The 18,472-nt window shown below is 27.3% G+C and carries 20 protein-coding genes; 17 read left to right on the forward strand and 3 right to left on the reverse strand.

What is annotated here, in order from left to right; all coding sequences use genetic code 11:
- The first annotated feature begins 53 nt into the window (after positions 1 to 53).
- The 6 genes from menA to ACH36K_RS03555 all read left to right on the forward strand — a co-directional run bounded on the left by menA (position 54) and on the right by ACH36K_RS03555 (position 5,636).
- Positions 54 to 1,010, forward strand: coding sequence for a 1,4-dihydroxy-2-naphthoate polyprenyltransferase (gene menA, locus ACH36K_RS03530; RefSeq protein ID WP_411169582.1), 957 nt, complete (start codon positions 54 to 56; stop codon positions 1,008 to 1,010).
- A gap of 220 nt (positions 1,011 to 1,230) precedes the next feature.
- Positions 1,231 to 1,683, forward strand: coding sequence for a hypothetical protein (locus tag ACH36K_RS03535; RefSeq protein WP_411169583.1), 453 nt, complete (start codon positions 1,231 to 1,233; stop codon positions 1,681 to 1,683).
- A gap of 261 nt (positions 1,684 to 1,944) precedes the next feature.
- Positions 1,945 to 2,580: a CatA-like O-acetyltransferase gene (locus ACH36K_RS03540; protein WP_411169584.1), complete on the forward strand. Its 636-nt coding sequence runs from the start codon at positions 1,945 to 1,947 to the stop codon at positions 2,578 to 2,580.
- A 95-nt stretch (positions 2,581 to 2,675) separates the two neighbouring features.
- Positions 2,676 to 2,936 carry a GIY-YIG nuclease family protein gene (locus tag ACH36K_RS03545; RefSeq protein WP_411169585.1) on the forward strand — a complete coding sequence of 87 codons (261 nt, stop codon included), beginning with the start codon at positions 2,676 to 2,678 and terminating at the stop codon, positions 2,934 to 2,936.
- Positions 2,937 to 3,618: 682 nt separating this feature from the next.
- Entirely contained in the window at positions 3,619 to 5,445 is a 1,827-nt protein-coding gene (gene glmS / locus ACH36K_RS03550) for a glutamine--fructose-6-phosphate transaminase (isomerizing) (RefSeq protein ID WP_411169586.1), read from the forward strand.
- 26 nt (positions 5,446 to 5,471) lie between these two features.
- Positions 5,472 to 5,636, forward strand: a complete 165-nt coding sequence (locus ACH36K_RS03555; protein WP_322379274.1) for a hypothetical protein — start codon at positions 5,472 to 5,474, stop codon at positions 5,634 to 5,636.
- A gap of 62 nt (positions 5,637 to 5,698) precedes the next feature.
- Here ACH36K_RS03555 and ACH36K_RS03560 read toward each other — a convergent pair whose 3' ends face one another.
- The gene (locus tag ACH36K_RS03560; protein WP_411169587.1) at positions 5,699 to 6,433 is read right to left on the reverse strand and encodes an alpha/beta hydrolase; all 735 of its coding nucleotides are present in this window, start codon (positions 6,431 to 6,433) and stop codon (positions 5,699 to 5,701) included.
- Positions 6,434 to 6,500: 67 nt separating this feature from the next.
- Here ACH36K_RS03560 and ACH36K_RS03565 point away from each other — a divergent pair, with 67 nt between their 5' ends.
- The 7 genes from ACH36K_RS03565 to ACH36K_RS03595 all read left to right on the forward strand — a co-directional run bounded on the left by ACH36K_RS03565 (position 6,501) and on the right by ACH36K_RS03595 (position 12,387).
- Positions 6,501 to 7,346 carry a helix-turn-helix domain-containing protein gene (locus ACH36K_RS03565; RefSeq protein ID WP_411169588.1) on the forward strand — a complete coding sequence of 282 codons (846 nt, stop codon included), beginning with the start codon at positions 6,501 to 6,503 and terminating at the stop codon, positions 7,344 to 7,346.
- A gap of 110 nt (positions 7,347 to 7,456) precedes the next feature.
- The gene (locus ACH36K_RS03570) at positions 7,457 to 8,401 is read left to right on the forward strand and encodes an ABC transporter substrate-binding protein (RefSeq protein ID WP_411169589.1); all 945 of its coding nucleotides are present in this window, start codon (positions 7,457 to 7,459) and stop codon (positions 8,399 to 8,401) included.
- Between the two features lie 54 nt (positions 8,402 to 8,455).
- Positions 8,456 to 9,463: a FecCD family ABC transporter permease gene (locus ACH36K_RS03575; protein WP_411169590.1), complete on the forward strand. Its 1,008-nt coding sequence runs from the start codon at positions 8,456 to 8,458 to the stop codon at positions 9,461 to 9,463.
- Positions 9,456 to 10,478 (forward strand): FecCD family ABC transporter permease, encoded by a 1,023-nt coding sequence (locus ACH36K_RS03580; RefSeq protein WP_411169591.1) that lies wholly within the window; start codon positions 9,456 to 9,458, stop codon positions 10,476 to 10,478. The genes ACH36K_RS03575 and ACH36K_RS03580 overlap by 8 nt, the downstream gene beginning before the upstream one ends.
- A gap of 10 nt (positions 10,479 to 10,488) precedes the next feature.
- The gene (locus ACH36K_RS03585) at positions 10,489 to 11,274 is read left to right on the forward strand and encodes an ABC transporter ATP-binding protein (protein ID WP_411169592.1); all 786 of its coding nucleotides are present in this window, start codon (positions 10,489 to 10,491) and stop codon (positions 11,272 to 11,274) included.
- Between the two features lie 236 nt (positions 11,275 to 11,510).
- Positions 11,511 to 11,753, forward strand: coding sequence for a hypothetical protein (locus ACH36K_RS03590; protein ID WP_411169593.1), 243 nt, complete (start codon positions 11,511 to 11,513; stop codon positions 11,751 to 11,753).
- 334 nt (positions 11,754 to 12,087) lie between these two features.
- Complete coding sequence (locus tag ACH36K_RS03595; RefSeq protein WP_411169594.1) at positions 12,088 to 12,387, forward strand: (2Fe-2S)-binding protein; 300 nt, start codon at positions 12,088 to 12,090, stop codon at positions 12,385 to 12,387.
- 88 nt (positions 12,388 to 12,475) lie between these two features.
- On the opposite strand, the gene ACH36K_RS03600 is transcribed toward ACH36K_RS03595, so the two are convergent.
- Together ACH36K_RS03600 and ACH36K_RS03605 are read right to left on the reverse strand one after the other, a co-directional pair.
- Positions 12,476 to 13,606: an MFS transporter gene (locus ACH36K_RS03600; protein ID WP_411169595.1), complete on the reverse strand. Its 1,131-nt coding sequence runs from the start codon at positions 13,604 to 13,606 to the stop codon at positions 12,476 to 12,478.
- 164 nt (positions 13,607 to 13,770) lie between these two features.
- Positions 13,771 to 14,397: an FMN-dependent NADH-azoreductase gene (locus tag ACH36K_RS03605; RefSeq protein WP_411169596.1), complete on the reverse strand. Its 627-nt coding sequence runs from the start codon at positions 14,395 to 14,397 to the stop codon at positions 13,771 to 13,773.
- Positions 14,398 to 14,565: 168 nt separating this feature from the next.
- On the opposite strand from ACH36K_RS03605, the gene ACH36K_RS03610 reads away from it, so the two are divergent.
- The 4 genes from ACH36K_RS03610 to ACH36K_RS03625 all read left to right on the forward strand — a co-directional run bounded on the left by ACH36K_RS03610 (position 14,566) and on the right by ACH36K_RS03625 (position 18,460).
- Positions 14,566 to 15,039 carry a MarR family winged helix-turn-helix transcriptional regulator gene (locus tag ACH36K_RS03610; protein WP_411169597.1) on the forward strand — a complete coding sequence of 158 codons (474 nt, stop codon included), beginning with the start codon at positions 14,566 to 14,568 and terminating at the stop codon, positions 15,037 to 15,039.
- 253 nt (positions 15,040 to 15,292) lie between these two features.
- On the forward strand, positions 15,293 to 15,514 hold the full coding sequence (locus ACH36K_RS03615; protein ID WP_411169598.1) for a hypothetical protein: 222 nt from the start codon (positions 15,293 to 15,295) through the stop codon (positions 15,512 to 15,514).
- Positions 15,515 to 15,636: 122 nt separating this feature from the next.
- Positions 15,637 to 16,419 (forward strand): ABC transporter ATP-binding protein, encoded by a 783-nt coding sequence (locus ACH36K_RS03620; protein ID WP_411169599.1) that lies wholly within the window; start codon positions 15,637 to 15,639, stop codon positions 16,417 to 16,419.
- Positions 16,409 to 18,460, forward strand: coding sequence for an FtsX-like permease family protein (locus ACH36K_RS03625; RefSeq protein WP_411169600.1), 2,052 nt, complete (start codon positions 16,409 to 16,411; stop codon positions 18,458 to 18,460). Before ACH36K_RS03620 ends, ACH36K_RS03625 begins: the two co-directional genes overlap by 11 nt.
- Positions 18,461 to 18,472 lie beyond the last annotated feature (12 nt).

Consider the following 18,472-nt stretch of genomic DNA (forward strand, 5'->3'; position numbering starts at 1 on the left):
TTTAAATAAATTAAAAAGTCCTATATTTAAAATGCTTTTAAGGAGGAATATTTTTGAATATAAAAAGCTTTTTAAAGTTAGTAGAAATACAAACTAAAGTAGCAAGTGTAATTCCATTTTTATTAGGAACTTTTTACACTATGTACAGATACGATAATTTTAATATTAAAAATGCAATTATAATGTTCTTATCAATGATTATATTCGATATGACTACTACTGCAATTAACAATTATATGGATTATAAAAAAGCTATTAAAAAAGAAGGCTATGGATATGAAACTCATAACGCTATAGTTAGAGATAAATTAAATCCAAGAATAGTTAGATTAACTATTTATATTATGCTTGTTGTAGCTTCTGGATTAGGATTATTATTAGTAAAAAACACTAATATAATAGTTTTATTAATTGGAATAGTTTCTTTTATTATAGGGATTACATATTCATTTGGCCCAATTCCTATATCAAGAACACCATTTGGAGAAATATTCTCAGGATTAACAATGGGATTTATAATAACATTTTTAACTATATATATACATATATTTGATTTAGGAATATTATCAATTAATATTTCAAATTTTAAAAATATAAGTCTTAGCTTTAATGTAATTGAATTAATTTATATATTATTAATAAGCTTACCAGCTATTATGGGAATATCAAATATAATGCTTGCAAATAATATTTGTGATATAGAGGAAGATATAGTAAATGAAAGGTACACGCTTCCAATATATATTGGTAAAGAGAATGCGTTAAAGGTATTTAAATGGCTTTATTATATTGGTTTTATAGCAATAATAATAGGGGTATTACTTAAAGTATTACCTATAGTTTCAATAGTTACTTTATTAGTCTTAAAAGTTGTACAAGAAAATATAAATAAGTTTAATAAAATTCAAACTAAGAAGGATACTTTTATATTAGCAGTAAAGAACTTTGTGGTTACTAATGTAGTATATTTAGTAACCATAATATTAGGATTACTATTATCTTATATTTAGAATAATATGAAATTATTCTAAAATGCATATCAAAAACTTATAATAAAAAGGCAGTAACTTAAATGTTATTGCCTTCATTTTAAATTAAAAGATGCATTAGAGAAAACTGCATAACAGGATCTAAATAAAAATATAGTGATTAATCCATATAAAACTTTTCATAGCATAATTTATAAATTTAAAGGAAAAATAAAATTAAAGCTAGAAAGGAGAGATTTATATGAAGAAAATAATAATTGGATTAATGATAGTTTTTAGTATAGGATTAGTTTCATGTAAACAGAAAAATATAGATAAGCCAGCAATAGATAATACAAAACCACAATCAAGTGACCAATCAAATCCTGATCAAACTACACCACAATCAGATACAGATAGTAAGTTGCAATCTGGTAAAATTTATATAAATGAGTTATATGTAAGTTTAAAGGATGAGGTAGAAAAGCAAAAGGAAAAACTTAATCCTGAGGAGTGGGAAAAATTTAAAACTGACTTTAATAATAAATTAAATTCTGTAAAAGGCTCAGTAGAGGACAATTATTTAAATGAAGCTGTAGATAATTTAGAGAAATTATCTAATGAATATGATACTGCAATTAGACAAGGTGTTGATGTAAGCAAAGAAAAAATTACAGAAATGAAAAATAAAATAGAAGAAACACTAAAGAAATAAGTCAAGGGGCTATTCTAAAATAGAAAGCAATTTCTAAATTGGGGTAGCCCTATTGTTTTATTATTATGTATGGATGAATATTAATTAGTAGCTTTTTTAATGTAAGTTTTACATCTTATTAAAAAATTACTTTTATAGAAATAATTAACCAGTAAGAATATATTTATGTTATAATTTACATAAAATGTAATGTAAATTTAGTAACCATACGATAATATTAAGAGATATACATATTAATATTTTTATGGAGAGTGATATATAATGAAGTTTATAGATATGGAAACTTGGAATAGAAAAAAGCACTATAATCATTTTAAGGAACTTAATTATCCACATTTTAGTATTTGTGCAAATATTGATATTACAAAATTTTATAGATATATTAAAGAAAATGAAATACCGTTTTTTATATCATTTTTGTATGTGGCCACAAAAACAGCAAATAACATAAAAGAATTTCGATTTAGGATAAGAGAAGATAAGGTAATTGAACATGAAACTGTAAACCCATCCTTTACTTTAATGACTGAAAGTGAAGTATTTAGTTTTTGCACGGTAAAATTTATAGAAGGATTTAATGATTTTAAAACTAGTACATTAATGGAAATGGAGAGAATAAAGAAGACTGTAGTTATGGAAGACGAGCCAGGTTGTGATAATGTCTTATATATTACAAGTATTCCTTGGGTTTCATTTACTAATATAACTCTTCCAATTCATATGAATCCTGTTGATAGTATTCCAAGAATAGCATGGGGTAAATATTTTGAGGAAAACGGAAAAATTAAAATGCCATTGTCTATTCAGTTGCATCATGCTTTAGCTGATGGTATGCATGTTGGACAATACTTTAACACAATTCAAGAAATTTTAGATAATCCAGAAATACATTTATAGTATATAAATAATATTATTCAATGTATAATTTACTTATATGAGTACGTTTATATAACTTAGCTGATAATAACATTAAATAATATTAGGAGAAGAAAATGAATTACGTATATATATTAAGATGTTCAGATAATACTTTATATACAGGGTGGACAACCAATTTAGATAAAAGACTTAAAACTCATAATAATGGAAAAGGAGCCAAATATACAAGAGCTAGGCTTCCGGTAGAGATTGTATATTTTGAAGAATTTGATAATAAAAAAGATGCAATGAAAAGAGAATGTGAAATAAAGAAGTTGTCTAGAAAAGAGAAGTTAAATTTAATAGAATATTTTAATAAAAGTGTAGCAATATAAAACTATGTTAATGAGTCTTATATTGCTATTTTTATATTAGAAATTACAAATAGTATAAAGATATATGTCTAGACATCTACATGTATAGTTATTAATAGGAGTAAACAGGAGTAAACTAAAGAAATAATAAAGTAATTTGAATAAATAGCTAAAATTAATTGAATTTAAATAAAAATCATTGATTTTAGGAAAAAATATGATAGAATTAGTGTAGCTTTTAATTTTATATGCATAAAATATAGTGTTAAAAATTGATATTAAAGGAGATGAAATTAATTAATAATATTAAAGCGCCAGAACTTAAGTGACACCCCAAATCTACGATTTGGTTGGTGGAACTTACTCAACGACTAAAAGGAGTTGAGTTTCCTGTTTAAAATAGATTTAATAATATTTTAGATTTAAAGGGAAAAAGGAAACTCCTTCTCATATTCATTCCAAGGAGTAAGTTCACCTTGCCAAATGTAAAATTTGGAGGCTCACTTAAGTTGACGAGGTTGGGGAGTATCGATACTTCGGCGGGTGCCCCACGGTATGCACACTACCGTTAACAGCTAATAAAACTGTAAAGTGATTTGCAGGACAACATTAGCTTGGTGTTAAAACCTTCAATAAAGAAGTAAATTCTTTATTAGCATTAATAATTAAAAATACAGTTGAAGAAAAGGAAGGAAGAAAATATATGTGTGGAATAGTTGGATTTGTAGGAAAGAAACAAGCATCTGAAATATTAGTTGAAGGATTATCAAAACTTGAATATAGAGGATATGACTCAGCAGGCGTAGCTATATTAGAAGATGGAGATATTAAAGTAAGAAAGTTTAAAGGACGTTTAAAGAATTTAGACGATAATTTAAAGCAGAGTCCTTTAAATGGAACTATAGGAATAGGACATACAAGATGGGCGACTCATGGAGAACCGTCTGATATAAATTCACATCCTCATACAAATGAGAATGTAACAATAAGTGTTGTTCATAATGGAATAATAGAGAATTATATGAGATTAAGAGAATGGCTTAAAACAAAGGGATATGAATTTTATTCAGAAACTGATACAGAAGTTATTCCTAATTTAATAGATTACTATTACAAAGGTGATTTATTTGAAGCTGTAACAAAGGCAACAACTAAAATGGAAGGAAGCTATGCTATAGGTGTTATCTGCAAAAATGAACCTGATAAACTAATTGCAGTTAGAAAAGACAGTCCATTAATAGTTGGATTAGGTAAAGAAGAATTCTTTATAGCTTCAGATATACCTGCAGTTCTTAACCATACCAGAGATATTTATTTATTAGAGGACAAAGAGTTTGTAATAATAAATAGAGATGGAATAGAAATAAAAACAGAAGATGGAGAAGCTATAAATAAAGAAATTTACCATGTTACTTGGGATGTTGATGCAGCTGAAAAAGGTGGATATGAAGATTTCATGTTAAAAGAAATCCATGAACAACCAAAGGCAATAAAAGATACATTAACATCAAGAGTTTTAAAGAATTCACCTATACAATTAGAGAATATAAATCTTACAAAAGAAGAACTTGAAGCTTTTGATAGAGTATTTATAGTAGCATGTGGAACAGCTTACCATGCAGGTTTAGTTGGAAAAACTATTATAGAAAAATTAGCTAAAATACCAGTTGAAGTTGATATAGCTTCAGAATTTAGATATAGAGATCCATTAATAACAGAAAAATCATTATTAATAGTTGTAAGTCAATCAGGAGAAACAGCTGACACATTAGCAGTTCTTAGAGATGCTAAGAAAATAGGAGCAAAGGTTCTTGCAGTTACAAATGTTGTTGGAAGTTCAGTCTCAAGAGAAGCTAATCATGTTGTTTATACTTGGGCTGGTCCAGAAATAGCAGTTGCTTCAACAAAGGCTTATGAAACGCAATTAATAGCTATGTATATTTTAGGAATATACTTTGGAGAAGTTAAGGGAACATTAAATAATGATTTATCAGAAAGTATTAAAGAAGAGTTATTAAACTTACCAGAAAAGGTAAAAGAAATAATAGAAAGAAAAGATGAACTTCAAAAGTTTGCTTCAAAAAATTATATGGATAAAGATCTTTTCTTCTTAGGAAGAGGATTAGATTATGCAGTAGCATTAGAAGGATCTTTAAAATTAAAAGAAATATCATATATTCATTCAGAAGCTTATGCTGGTGGAGAATTAAAGCATGGTCCAATAGCATTAATAGAAAAAGGAACTCCAGTAATAGCTTTATTAACAGAAGACAGATTAAAAGATAAGATGATAAGCAACATCAGAGAAGTAATTACAAGAGGGGCAAGAGTTTTAGCAATAGCAAATGAAGGAGATGATGATGCTAAAGAAGTTTGTAATGATGTAATATACATTCCAAAGACAAACTCTTTATTAACACCAGTATTATCAGTAGTTCCACTTCAATTAATATCATATTATATGGCTAAGCAAAAGGGCTGTGACGTAGATAAACCTCGTAACTTAGCAAAATCAGTTACTGTTGAATAAATTTATTATAAAGGAGATAAATAATTATGAGTCAAGAATTAATTAATACTTTATTAAATGAATACAAAGAAACTGAAAAAGCATTAGAATTAGGAATGGATTGGCTAGATGATAAAGATTATGCTAAAGGAAAATTAGATTTAGTAAAAGTTATAATAGATGATTTAGAAAAGCTGTCTAAAGAAATTTAGTAATAAGTATAATATAAGGCTGCACACTCTCAACATTAGTGGATGAGTGTGCAGTTTTTTTATTAAAGTGAAAAAATATATCTAAGAGCCCTACTTATACTAGTAACTACTACAGAACCATGATTTTCTTCTGGTGCAATATAGATATCACAGTTATTATTAAAGCTTTTAATTTTATTGTATATTTTTTGAGCTCCGTCAACCATATAACCTTCTTTTTCTCCAACACCTATAAATATATTCTTTTCGCTATTTTCTAGGTTAGGGAAGCTTAAAAGTTCATAGTCATTCCACCACACTGAAGGACTAAAAGAAATTATATTTTTATATATATTTGATCCTTTTAATAAATTCCATAATACATAATAACCACTTAAAGAATGACCAATTATAGTAATATTATTTTTATCGAAGTTAATATTAGGTTCAATTATTGGTAGAAGTTCTTTTTCTATAAAAGAATTAAAATTCTCACTACCTCCAAGATTATCAGGTATCATAAATTTTCTTTTTTCATCTATGAAGTATTCTTCTGCTGGAGCTGTAAAGTCTAAAAATCTTTTTTCTTTTTTTTCAAATTCTTGATGAGATATACCTACAACTATTGAAGGTTTAACTCCAGTTTTAACGTGTACTGGACCTTGTTGTTTTACACAAGATTTTACTATTTCAAAACAATTTCCACCGTCTAGGACTATTATTAACGGTAAATTATCAGTTTCTGATTCTTCCGGAATATAGAAATTAATATCATAAAAGCTATTAGTATAATTCGATTTTATCTTAAAATTATTCATAAATTTACCCCCTTGTGCTAAGATTTAGTAATAAGTATAAAATAACAAAAGGAAAAGGTCAACGATTATGAAACGAAGTATTAATTGGTTAATTGAATATTTTTCTGAAAATTCTATGGAGTTTGTTGATATTTTTAAGAGCAGTTTACCGCCTAAAGAAAAAGATATTAATAGAAAAACTGCAAAAAATTTATGTGGAATAGTAATACCTATACGAGGAGAATGTTCATTTTCTGTAAATGATAAAAAATATAGTTTAAATAAAAATACAATACTGCACTGTGGATCAAATATGAATATAAAAGTTGAAACAGAGGATTTAGGTATAGAATACTACGTAGTTCATTATAAAAATATTTTGACTACAGAAAAGTTCGAAAACATAGAAAAAGAATCTTTTTATTTAGAAATTGAGGACAGGCTGTCTTTACTAAAGTATTGTGAAACTATTACTGATAAATCATTAAGTCCAGATAACTACTCAAAATTTTCCTGTAAAGTAGATTTTATAAATTTAATAAATTCACTAATAAAGAATGTAAGAGTGTCACAATATAGTAATAAATTAAAGCTAGTAAATAAGGGAGTTGAATATATAAATAAAAATTTTAATAAATTAATAACAGTAAGTGAGATATCAGATATTTTAGAAATAGATAGAAGAAGGTTTAGTGATGTTTTTAAAGAGGTTACAGGATTGTCGCCTGTAAAATACTTAACAGAATATAGATTAAAAGAAGCTAAAAGATTATTAAAATTTTCTTCTTATACAATTTCTGAGATAGCTGATATGACTGGATATAATGATTGTTTTTATTTTAGTAAAACTTTTAAAAAAAATGTAGGAATATGCCCTAGAAAATATAGAGAGATTAATAATAATGTTGTTACAAGTATAATAATTAAGAAGTAGATTCGGCAAAAGTACAAAAAAATATCCCGAAAGTCCATTTTACATTTCATTAGATTTTGCTAAAATAATTATGAATTGAAAATGATTATCAATAACGATGGGGGATTGCTATGAAAAAATATTTAACATTATTATTATCAACAGTTTTATTAGTAAGCTTAACTGCTTGTACTGCAAAAGGTTCTTCAGAAAAAAATGATGCAGAAAATAAAGATACAGCATTTACAATAAATTATTTAGGTAAAGAATATTCTTTTGATAAAAGGGTTGAGAATGTAGTTCTTGCAAGCTTAGAAGGAATGGAAGATGCAGCAACTTTAGGGGTTGAAGCAGTAGGAGTATTAGATGTTGCTGGCAAGGTACCTAAATATTTAGAAGAAGACTTTAAAGATGCAACTTTAATAGGAGATAAAATGAATCCTAATTCAGAAGTTATCTTAGGCTTAAATCCTGATGTTATTGTGGGAACTTCAAAATTTGGAGAGGAAACGATGACTAAATTAAATAAGATAGCAGTAACATTGCCATATTCACACATATCAGCTAACTGGAAAGATAATCTTTTAGCATTAGCAGAAATAACAGGTAAAGTTGAAGAAGGTAATAAAATAATTTCAGGTTATGAAGAAAAGGCTTCAAAGACTAAAGAAAAACTTTCAAATGAATATAAAGATAAAGATGTTTTAGTTATTAGGATTAGACGTGGATTAATGTATGTATATCCGGCAGATGTATATTTAAATCCAGTTTTATATAATGATTTAGGTTTAAAGGTTCCCGAAGTAGTTACTCAGGCAAAAGCACAAGCTGAATTAACTTTAGAGACTTTAGCAGAAATGAATCCAGATGCAATTTTTCTACAATTTGATGATTCAGAGAATTCAGATGCACCTAAAGCTTTAAGTGAGTTATTAGAAAATCCTATATTTAAAGGTATAGAAGCTTCTAAAAATAATAAAGTATTTGTTAATACTATTGATCCTTTAGCTCAAGGAGGAACAGCTTGGTCAAAAGTTAGGTTCCTGGATGCAGTTGTAGATAATTTATTAAAATAACAAAATTATGCCAGTCATATAATTATGACTGGATAATTTTTTAAGGGGACAAATATGAAGGGTTTTAATAAAAAGTTTTTATTAATATTTATAATATGTATAGTAGGAATAATTAGCGTGACTATTTTATCTGTTAGGATGGGAACTAAAGATATACCAAAAGAAGTGGTTTATGATGCTATATTTGAATTTGATGAAAATAATGTAGATCATTTAATAATAAAGAATAATAGGTTACCAAGAGCCATTGCTGTATTAGTTGTTGGAGGATTTTTAGCAGTTGCTGGAGCAATTATGCAAGGAATAACAAGGAATTATTTAGCCTCTCCTTCATTAATGGGAGTAAATGATGGATCAGCTTTTTTTATTACTATAGCTATGGTTTTTTATCCAGGGCTTTCAAATGGAAGTTTAATTTTAGTTTCAATAATCGGATCTATATTTGGAGCCTTATTAGTATTAGGAATAGGTTCATCAATAAAAAATGGTCTATCACCTGTTAGGCTTGCCATTATAGGAACAATAGTAGGTAGTTTTTTAAGTAGTTTAGGATCTACCATTGCAATGTATTTTCAAGTGTCTCAAACTATTTCAGCTTGGTATAATACAAAAGTTCATACTGTAAATAATGATTTATTAAAAATGATAATTCCAATAGGCGTTATTGGAATTTTAATAGCAATAATAATAGCTAGGGATATTACTATAAGCTCACTAGGAGAAGATATAGCTATTAGCTTAGGGCAAAGAACAAATATAGTGAAATATTTATCTATGGGATCAGTAGTACTACTTACATCTACTTCTGTTGCATTAGTTGGAAAGATTGCTTTTGTTGGGTTAGTAATACCTAATATAATAAGACTTTTAGTAGGACATGATTATAAATATATTATTTTCTATTCCTTAATTGGAGGAGCTTTCTTTTTAGGATTATGTGATTTATTAAGTAGATACATAGAATATCCATTTGAAACACCTATTGGAACTGTAACAGCTATTATAGGAGTGCCTTTCTTTTTATATATGATAAAAACTAAGGGAGGTTCAAAAAATGCATAAGAAAAAGCTTAAATATTCTTTTGTGATAATAGCACTACTCTTGCTAATATTATTTGCTTTTTATTTACATTTAACTAATGGGATGTTTAATATAAGTGTAATTGAAGTATTTGAAACACTATTTAATTTAAATGATAATGAAAAATTCAGGTTAGTAGTATTTGAATTTAGACTTCCAAGAATAATTATATCTGTATTAATCGGAATAGGATTATCAATAGCTGGTCTTTTTCTTCAAGGAATTACAAAAAATGAATTAGCTGATCCAGGAATATTAGGAATAAATTCTGGTGCAAGTGCAGCAGTAATTATATATATGTATTTTGTTAATTTTAATTCATCAGCATCTGATGGAAGTAATTTTTTTAGTGTCTTAGCTATGCCTATATTTGGGTTCATAGGTGGTATTTTAGCAGCAATATTAATACTATTATTTTCAAGAAATAATAGTAAGATGGATATGCAAAGACTTATCTTAACTGGTATAGCAGTAAACAGTGGATTTTCAGCTGTTTCAATGCTTTTTTCTATGAAAATGAATGCTTCAGATTTTGAGTTTGCAGCTATTTGGCAAGCAGGATCCATATATAATGCAAATTGGAGCTTTATTTATATGATGCTTCCTTGGATAATAATTTTAGGAATCTATCTTTATAAGAAAGTTCATTTACTAGATTATTTTCAATTAGAAGAAAGTAGTATAGTTAGTTTAGGTATAAATTTAGAGAAAGAAAAAAGAAAATTATTATTTGCATGTGTTGGGCTAATTAGTTCTTGTGTGTGTGTTGCTGGAAATATTGGATTCATTGGGTTAATGGCACCTCACATAGCTAGGCAATTAGTAGGTATAAAGCATAGAAAACTTATGCCAGTAACTGCTTTAGTTGGAGTTTTTCTTTTAATATTATCAGATTTTATTGCTAAAACTGTTTTTGCACCATCAGAATTAGCTGTAGGAATAGTGATATCTATAATCGGAATTCCTTATTTTATATATTTATTATACAAATCATAAGAGGTAAGATATGAAAAATGCTATTAATATAAAGGATTTAAAAATAGGATATGATAAAAAAATAATAATAGAAGAGTTAAACCTTAGTCTTGAAAAAGGAAAAATAACTAGTATTATTGGTTCTAATGGATGTGGGAAATCAACTCTTTTAAAAAGCATAGGTAGGATACTTAAAAAAGAAAAAGGAGAAATATTTCTTCTAGATAAAAATATGAATGATATGAATAGTAAAGAAATAGCAGAAAAATTAGCTATATTATCTCAAAATCCTACTGCGCCTTCTCAGTTAAAAGTTGAAGAGTTAGTTTCTTATGGAAGATATCCTCATAGAACTAATATAAATAAATTATCTAGTAAAGATAAAGATAAAATTGAATGGGCACTAAAAGTAACAAATACTATTGATTTTAGAGATAGAGAATTATCTGATTTGTCAGGAGGGCAAAGACAAAGAGTTTGGTTAGCTATGGCATTGGCTCAAGAAACAGATATATTATTATTAGATGAACCAACTACTTTTTTAGATATGTCTCATCAACTTGAGGTGCTTAATATTGTAAAAAACCTAAATGAAAGACATCAATGTACAATAGTTATGGTTTTACATGATATAAATCATGCAGCAAAGTATTCTGATTTTATTGTAGCAATGAAGGATGGAGAAATACTTTATAAAGATAAGCCAAATTTAATAATGAATAAGAAAGTATTAAAAGATATTTATAATATAGATGCGGAACTTATAACAAATGAGAATTATAATGTTCCTTTATGTTTAAATTATGAATTATTATAATGAAATTAGAGAAAGCATCCAAGGTAAATGGATGCTTTCTCTAATTTCATTATATCTATTCTCTATTTTTTATAAATGATAAAACTATTAGTTTTGAATATGAGAGTCAACTCTACGAGATAATAAGTTTTTTAATTAATAAAGATATAAAATTTTATGATATTAAAGTTCAAGAAAATTCATTAATTCAGTTATTTGAAGAATCAATAGCAATATAATTTAAAAGGAGAAGTAAAATGGCATTTGGAGCTGAAACTATTACATTAAAACAAAATATATGTATCAATAAGTTTATAAAGGCTAATGCGGTATCCGAAGAAAAAGCTATAGATTACAATGAGTTAAAAATTAAATACTCACGTACTACTAAAATACTAATTAGAGAAGGCGTATTAATAGTTACGAGAGATAATAAAGCATATTTAGATATGGAGAATGTATATAAATTTAAGCATAGTTTTAAAAAAATTTTTATTTAACAGAAGTTTTAATTATAAGAAGATATATCAGAAAAAGTTGATAGTGTTAGGGACGGTAGATAATTCAAGTTATGAAATTAAAAATAAATAATATGAGAAAGCAAAATCAAAGAAAGATTCATACATAACACCTTCTTAAATAAAGTCAATTAAGTTGACCTCATGTGAATTATATTGTATTATATATAATATAGTCAATTAAGTTGATTATAATATTAATATTTATAAAATATTAATGTTAAGTATATTATATAGCATTAAAATATATTGTTACATAATGAGATTATGGAATTAATATATTAAACAATAAATTTAAACATGAGGAGAAATATATATGACACTAGAAATGAGTAAATACTTACAAGTTAGAAAAGCTCAAGTACAAGGAGCTAGAACTGTTGAAGAACTTAAAAAAATATCTGATATAGTTATTGAAAATGAAGAAGAGCTTAAAGAAGTAGAAGTTCTTATAAAAACCGTATGCAAATGTAAATCTGTATCAATAGATACAGTTGTAGAAGCAGTAAAAAATGGAGCAGATACTGTTGAAAAAGTTGGAGAAGTTACTAAAGCAGGTACAGGTTGTGGAAGATGTCAAGGTATTATATCAAATATCATAGAAAATAAAAGATAATTACTTTACCTTTACCATGAAACCCTCGAAAGTACAGAAATGTATTGTCGAGGGTTATTATTTTAGAATTATAAATAATGAACCGTAACTATTTTAATGTCTTTTTTACAAAGAAAATAAAAATTAATAGACTGATAAAACCGGATGTAGCACAAACAATAAATAACAGTTTATATCCTATAAGTTGTAAAACAAGTCCTAGAATAATAGATCCAAACCCAATTCCTAAATCAAAGGCAGTAAAAAATGTGGCATTAGCTACTCCTATTTTTTCAGGTTTAGCTAATCTTAGAATAGCTACTTGAAGAGCAGGTTGTGCTGATCCAAATCCAATTCCGTATAAAATAGCTGTAATAACTAGTCCAACAATTCCATTTGTGAATGGTAAGACTAATAGTGCGATAATTAGAGTGAAAAGTGCAGGAATAATAATTACATCTTCTCCATATTTATCAGATATTTTTCCGGTAATTGGTCTAATTAATGCTAGTGTGACAGCATAGACTAAGAAAAATGTACCAGCATTAACTTGAATTTTTGCTGCAAACAATGGTAAAAATGTTGTAATTCCACCAAAAGTTATTGATAGGAAAAATGTAACGACAGCCATTGGTAAAAACTCTTTTCCAAAAAATGATATTTTACTTTTATGTGTATGTTCAATTACTGGGATTTTTGTACTAAATGCAAGAATAAATGCAATAAGTGCTAATATTGTACATAGTACAAACAGATAATTGAATGAAAATGATTCTGCTACCCAAAGGCCTAGTATTGGTCCAAGGGCCATACCTAAAGTCATTGAAAGTCCATACCATCCCATTCCTTCTCCACGACGGGATTCTGGAATAACATCAGTTACAGCTGTTCCTATAGAAGTAGTAGCCATTGCCCAACTAACTCCATGTAGGATACGTAAAATCACTAAGAAAACAATTCCTATCACTAAATTATAAAAATACATTGTAATTGCAAAAAATAATAGCCCACTTATTATAAATACTCGTCGGCCATATTTATCCATTAATCCTCCAATAAGAGGACGAATAATTACTGCAGAAATTGTAAATACTCCAATAATAAATCCAACCTGAGATTCACTTCCACCTAATTCTTTAATAAACATAGGTAGTGTTGGCATTAGTAAATAAAAACCACTAAATAGCAGTAGTGCTGTGATTGTCAGCTTTATATAGCTTTTTGTCCATAAACGTTCCATTATATTGAAACCTCGCTTTCTTTTATTTTAATAAATTGAAAATGAAAAGCTCACAGTAATTGGGTTATTATTACTCCCAAATAGCATGGTAAGCAAATAAAAAGGCAGTACATACTTTATAAAAGTATTAGTACTGCTATAGAGATTGACAAGTATTTTCTTACTTAGAATGTACTTGCTAGTTTAATAGCTTTGTTAAGTCCAGAAGAAATAATTTCTTCTGCTTTATCAGGTGATTGGTTGTGTCCTTCAATTACTACTGTCTCTATATCTTTTACTCCAAAGAAGCCCATCATGTTTGATACATATCTAACTGCCATTTCCATTTCAGCTGTTGGCCCTTTAGAATATACACCACCACTTGCGTTTAATAATACAATTTTCTTATCAGAAATAAGACCTACTGGACCTTCAGGCGTATATTTGAATGTTTTTCCAGCACGGTTTAAGTAGTCAATATATGTATGTAGTACCGCTGGAATTGTTAAATTCCATAGTGGGAACCCAAATATAACTTTATCAGCCGCAAGGAATTGATTTAAATATTTATCAGCAACAGCAACTACTTTTGCTTCATTTTCTGTTAACTCAAGTCCTCTGCTAGCCTTAAAAGTACCGTTAATCATATCTACTCCTACATATGGTAATTCTTCATTGTATAAATCAAGTTCTACCACTGTATCCTCTGGATGTGATTCTTTATAGCTGGCTAAAAAAGCCTCATATAATTTTACACTAACCGCCTGATCTGCAGGACGATTATTTGCTTTTACAAATAAAACTGTTGTCATTTTCTTTTCCTCCTGTTAATTCATATTACGTTGCTATATGAATCATTTAAAGTTAGTCTAGTTCTTTCATAGCAAAAGTAATATAGTCAATTTGATTGACTATATTGAATATAGTATAATAAAAATAAGAAAAAGTCAACTTAATTGACTTTTAAGGAGGTTTTATGTATGAATCATCAAATATTTAGTGGATTAGATCTTACATCACTTTTTTTATTATCTTTTAGTACAGCTATTAACGAATTACATGACAGATTGATGGAATTGGGATTTGAAGATATTAGACCTGTACATGGTTTTATTTTTAGTTGTATCAGCCCTGATGGGGCAACAGGTATAGAATTAGCTGAGTATTTAGGAATTACAAAGCAAGCTGTGAGTAAAATAATAGATTATCTTGAAAAAAATAATTATGTAATACGCAAAACTCACCCTACTGATAAGAGAGGAAAAATTATTGTTTTGACGGAACGAGGCTCCGCAGTAATGAAGGTAAAAGATGAGATATTAAATGAAATTGAGCAACGTTGGAGTGAGAATATAGGTACCGAGCGAATGCAAATGATTAAAGAAGATTTAACTAAATTAGTTTATGAAGCGAGTGGAGGTAAATTGCCATCGAAGTTAAGACCGGTTTGGTAAATATAGAATGCTTCAAAATATTAACTTTAAGGTATGGGCAGTAGGATTTTGGGATATATACAAGGAGAGTGGGAAAACCTAACACTTTTAATCCTTAGAGCTAAATAATATAAAACTATCACTTATTTGTGATAAGGAGAACCATATCACAAATAAGTATGAAAATAGTTATAATAATTAAATTGAAAAATATTTTTGTTTAATGTATAGTAGCAACACACTATAACATTTTACTAAATTTGTAAAGGGGGGGATGAAAATTTTATATAGCTTATTAAAAGAAATAAACAATAAAACTTTAGATAATGGTGAAAAATTATATGCTATGCAAGAGTATGAATTTAGGCAATTATTAAGATATTTATATGATAATGACTATATAAAGAGAGGAATAATATTATCTGATTCCTATTCTTTAAAGAGCTCAACCTTAACAAATAAAGGACTTCAAATTTTAGAAAAATATAAAGACTAGAGATTATTCTCTAGTTTTTTTATGGTTTTTGCTTTAAAACTAGAACCTTACACTAAGTGTAAGTTTAAATTTAAACTACTCTTTATTAGAATTATATATAAGAAGAGTGGGAGGGAAAATAAATGAATATTAATGATAAATTATTAAAGGTTGAAAATATTAAGAAGGTATATGGAAGTAATGAAAGCAAGACTGAAGCTTTAAGGGGAATTACTTTTGATGTTTTAAAGGGTGAGTTTTTAGGAATAATGGGAGCAAGTGGATCTGGCAAAACAACTTTGCTTAATTGTATTTCAACTATGTTAAAGCCTACTTCTGGTGAGGTTTTATTAAATGGAGAAGATATTTGTTCTTTTAAGGGAAGTAAATTAGCTGATTTTAGAGGAAATAAAATTGGTTATTTATTTCAAGATTTCGAGCTATTAGATAATTTAACAGCCAGAGAGAATATTATTTTACCTTTGTCTATTCACAATATTAGTTATGAAGTAGCGAAGGAAAAGTTATTAAAAATAGTTAGTCAATTAGATATTGAATCTGTTTTGAATAAATATCCAAATGAAATGTCAGGAGGACAAAAACAAAGGGTTGCAGCAGCTAGAGCTTTAATTACTAATCCTGAAATTGTATTAGCTGATGAGCCAACAGGAGCTTTGGATTCTAAAAATGCTAAATCACTAATGAGTAAGCTTGAACTTATAAATAAAGAAAATGAATCAACTATTTTAATGGTTACTCATGATGCTAATGCAGCAAGTTTTTGTTCAAGAATTTTATTTATACAAGATGGAGTTATTTTTCATGAACTTAGAAGAAATAAAGAAAAAGAGAGTCAAGAGGACTTCTATGAAAGGATTTTGATGGTAATGGCTCAATTAGGAGGAGGAAGTGCAAATGTTCTTTAAGCATATTTTAAAAAATGCAAAAAAGAGTAGAAAAGAAAATGGATTGTATTTTGGTTCTTTAATTGTAGCTATAGTATCTTTTTATGTTTTACTTTCTTTAGAAGATCAAGATGTAATTAGCTTTTTAAAAACTATGGAGAGTGATGCAATTCAAAAGTTAATGATTTTAATTAAGCTTGTATATGTAGTATCTTTATTTTTCCTATTTTTCTTAATATATTTTTCTAGTAGATATCATTTAGAAAGAAGAAAAAGAGAGTTTGGAATGTATCAAATGTTAGGTATGAGAAGAGGAAAAATATTTGGATTGCTTATGGGTGAAACAATATACAATAGTTTAATTTCTCTTTTAATAGGAATACCAATAGCTTTATTTTTAACTGAACTAATAAGTTTAGCTACTATAAAGATAATTGGAATAGGTATTATAGGACATCAATTCAAATTTTCATATATGGGAATTATAGGAACTTTTATAGGGTTTTTGTTAGTACAAATTATAGCTATGCTTTTATTAAGTATATCTATAGCTAAGAAAGAACCCCTTGATTTAATAAAGAAGGATAGTTCTAAAAAACAAGTTATTTCCTCTGAAAAATCTAGATGGATTTATTTAATTATAGGAAGCATTTTATTAGTAATAGCTTACTTAGTTGCTATTTTACTTTTAAAATCTTTAAATTTAGTTGTTGCTCTTATAGTTTTAGTTACAGGAATTACTGGGACTTTTATGTTCTTTAAAGGAATTAGTACTTTAATTGGAAATGGATTAAATAAAAAGTCAGAGAAATCTAGTGGATTATTCACATTTACAATGAGACAAATTCAAGAAAATATATTTTTTGAATCAAATACTTTAGCCTTTTCTTCTTTACTAGTTTTGTTATCAATGATATGTATTGCTTTTGGTTCATCTGTAGCTATATCAAGGCAAGATAATACTAATAGAACAGTAGATTTTTCAATAACAGCTTCTGAAGAGGAAGTTAAGGAAACTATAAATTCTTTAGATTTAAATTCTTATGTAGAAAATTATTATTCTGTTTATTTAGAAAACATGAGAACATCACTTCATTCGGATGATAGCAAAGCATTAGAATTTTCTTGGGAAGGATTTAGAAAAGAAATAGAAAAAATGCCAGAATCTAAGAGTAAGTATTCAATATTGCAGTATTTAACACCTGATAATTATCCTTATCTAATTTCTTTAGAATCTTTTAATAATATGAGAAAAGCATCAGGAAAGGAAGAAGTTGTTTTAGAAAATAATGAAGTTGCATTTTATTCTAATGCAGGATTTTACTCAGAAGATTTTATAAATGAAGTTTTAAAAGGCAATCCATATATTATGATTCAAGGTGAAAAATATGATTTAGCTAATGAGTATTATATAGATAATATTGTAGCTGATAGAACTATAACTCTTTCAAATGCTCTTATTGTTTCAGCGGATTTATATAAGCGTCTTATAGGAAATGCGGAGCCTTCTATTTGGAATTTAAATATAAATAATAATTTGGTTGAAGAGAAGGGGTTAATGCAAGCTATAAGTGAAGTAAATGAAATTTTATCTGTAAGTGGATTACAATATGAGAGTTATCTGCAAGGGATGGGAAGAAATCTGTTTTATATTGTAACAGGTAGTTATTTAACTTTATATCTAGGAATTATCTTTTTAATCATAGGAAATACAATGATTGGAATTAAGTTTTTAATTCAATTTACCTCTACTAAAAGTAGATATAAAACTTTATTAAATTTAGGAGCAGAAAAATCAGAAGTATTTAAATCTGCAAAAGCACAAATAAGAATATTCTTTGGATTAGTTATAGGAGTATCCTTAATAAGTTCAATATTTGGAATATGGGCAATGTTTAATAGTTTTTTAAATGAGGAAAGTAAAAAACTTTTGGTATATATTGGACCAATAGCTTCTGTTATAATTATTATGTTACTGATAGTAGAATTAATTTATATAAAAATAATTGATAAAACAAGTTATAAAGAAATAAATTCATTAAATTCATTCAATAGGGGGTAAGTTACTTGGAAA

The organism is Clostridium sp. MB05 (genome assembly GCF_046581255.1).
In the GTDB taxonomy this organism is placed as follows: domain Bacteria; phylum Bacillota; class Clostridia; order Clostridiales; family Clostridiaceae; genus Clostridium.

What these genes read in the sequence shown, in the direction of transcription:
- ACH36K_RS03590 (WP_411169593.1), top strand. Translation starts at nt 11,511, where the DNA reads ATGGCATTTGGAGCTGAAACTATTACATTAAAACAAAATATATGTATC.
- ACH36K_RS03545 (WP_411169585.1), top strand. Translation starts at nt 2,676, where the DNA reads ATGAATTACGTATATATATTAAGATGTTCAGATAATACTTTATATACA.
- ACH36K_RS03625 (WP_411169600.1), top strand. Translation starts at nt 16,409, where the DNA reads ATGTTCTTTAAGCATATTTTAAAAAATGCAAAAAAGAGTAGAAAAGAA.
- ACH36K_RS03580 (WP_411169591.1), top strand. Translation starts at nt 9,456, where the DNA reads ATGCATAAGAAAAAGCTTAAATATTCTTTTGTGATAATAGCACTACTC.
- ACH36K_RS03615 (WP_411169598.1), top strand. Translation starts at nt 15,293, where the DNA reads ATGAAAATTTTATATAGCTTATTAAAAGAAATAAACAATAAAACTTTA.
- ACH36K_RS03575 (WP_411169590.1), top strand. Translation starts at nt 8,456, where the DNA reads ATGAAGGGTTTTAATAAAAAGTTTTTATTAATATTTATAATATGTATA.
- ACH36K_RS03535 (WP_411169583.1), top strand. Translation starts at nt 1,231, where the DNA reads ATGAAGAAAATAATAATTGGATTAATGATAGTTTTTAGTATAGGATTA.
- ACH36K_RS03600 (WP_411169595.1), bottom strand. Translation starts at nt 13,606, where the DNA reads ATGGAACGTTTATGGACAAAAAGCTATATAAAGCTGACAATCACAGCA.
- ACH36K_RS03560 (WP_411169587.1), bottom strand. Translation starts at nt 6,433, where the DNA reads ATGAATAATTTTAAGATAAAATCGAATTATACTAATAGCTTTTATGAT.
- ACH36K_RS03605 (WP_411169596.1), bottom strand. Translation starts at nt 14,397, where the DNA reads ATGACAACAGTTTTATTTGTAAAAGCAAATAATCGTCCTGCAGATCAG.
- ACH36K_RS03555 (WP_322379274.1), top strand. Translation starts at nt 5,472, where the DNA reads ATGAGTCAAGAATTAATTAATACTTTATTAAATGAATACAAAGAAACT.
- ACH36K_RS03595 (WP_411169594.1), top strand. Translation starts at nt 12,088, where the DNA reads ATGACACTAGAAATGAGTAAATACTTACAAGTTAGAAAAGCTCAAGTA.
- ACH36K_RS03570 (WP_411169589.1), top strand. Translation starts at nt 7,457, where the DNA reads ATGAAAAAATATTTAACATTATTATTATCAACAGTTTTATTAGTAAGC.
- ACH36K_RS03540 (WP_411169584.1), top strand. Translation starts at nt 1,945, where the DNA reads ATGAAGTTTATAGATATGGAAACTTGGAATAGAAAAAAGCACTATAAT.
- ACH36K_RS03585 (WP_411169592.1), top strand. Translation starts at nt 10,489, where the DNA reads ATGAAAAATGCTATTAATATAAAGGATTTAAAAATAGGATATGATAAA.
- glmS (WP_411169586.1), top strand. Translation starts at nt 3,619, where the DNA reads ATGTGTGGAATAGTTGGATTTGTAGGAAAGAAACAAGCATCTGAAATA.
- ACH36K_RS03610 (WP_411169597.1), top strand. Translation starts at nt 14,566, where the DNA reads ATGAATCATCAAATATTTAGTGGATTAGATCTTACATCACTTTTTTTA.
- ACH36K_RS03565 (WP_411169588.1), top strand. Translation starts at nt 6,501, where the DNA reads ATGAAACGAAGTATTAATTGGTTAATTGAATATTTTTCTGAAAATTCT.
- ACH36K_RS03620 (WP_411169599.1), top strand. Translation starts at nt 15,637, where the DNA reads ATGAATATTAATGATAAATTATTAAAGGTTGAAAATATTAAGAAGGTA.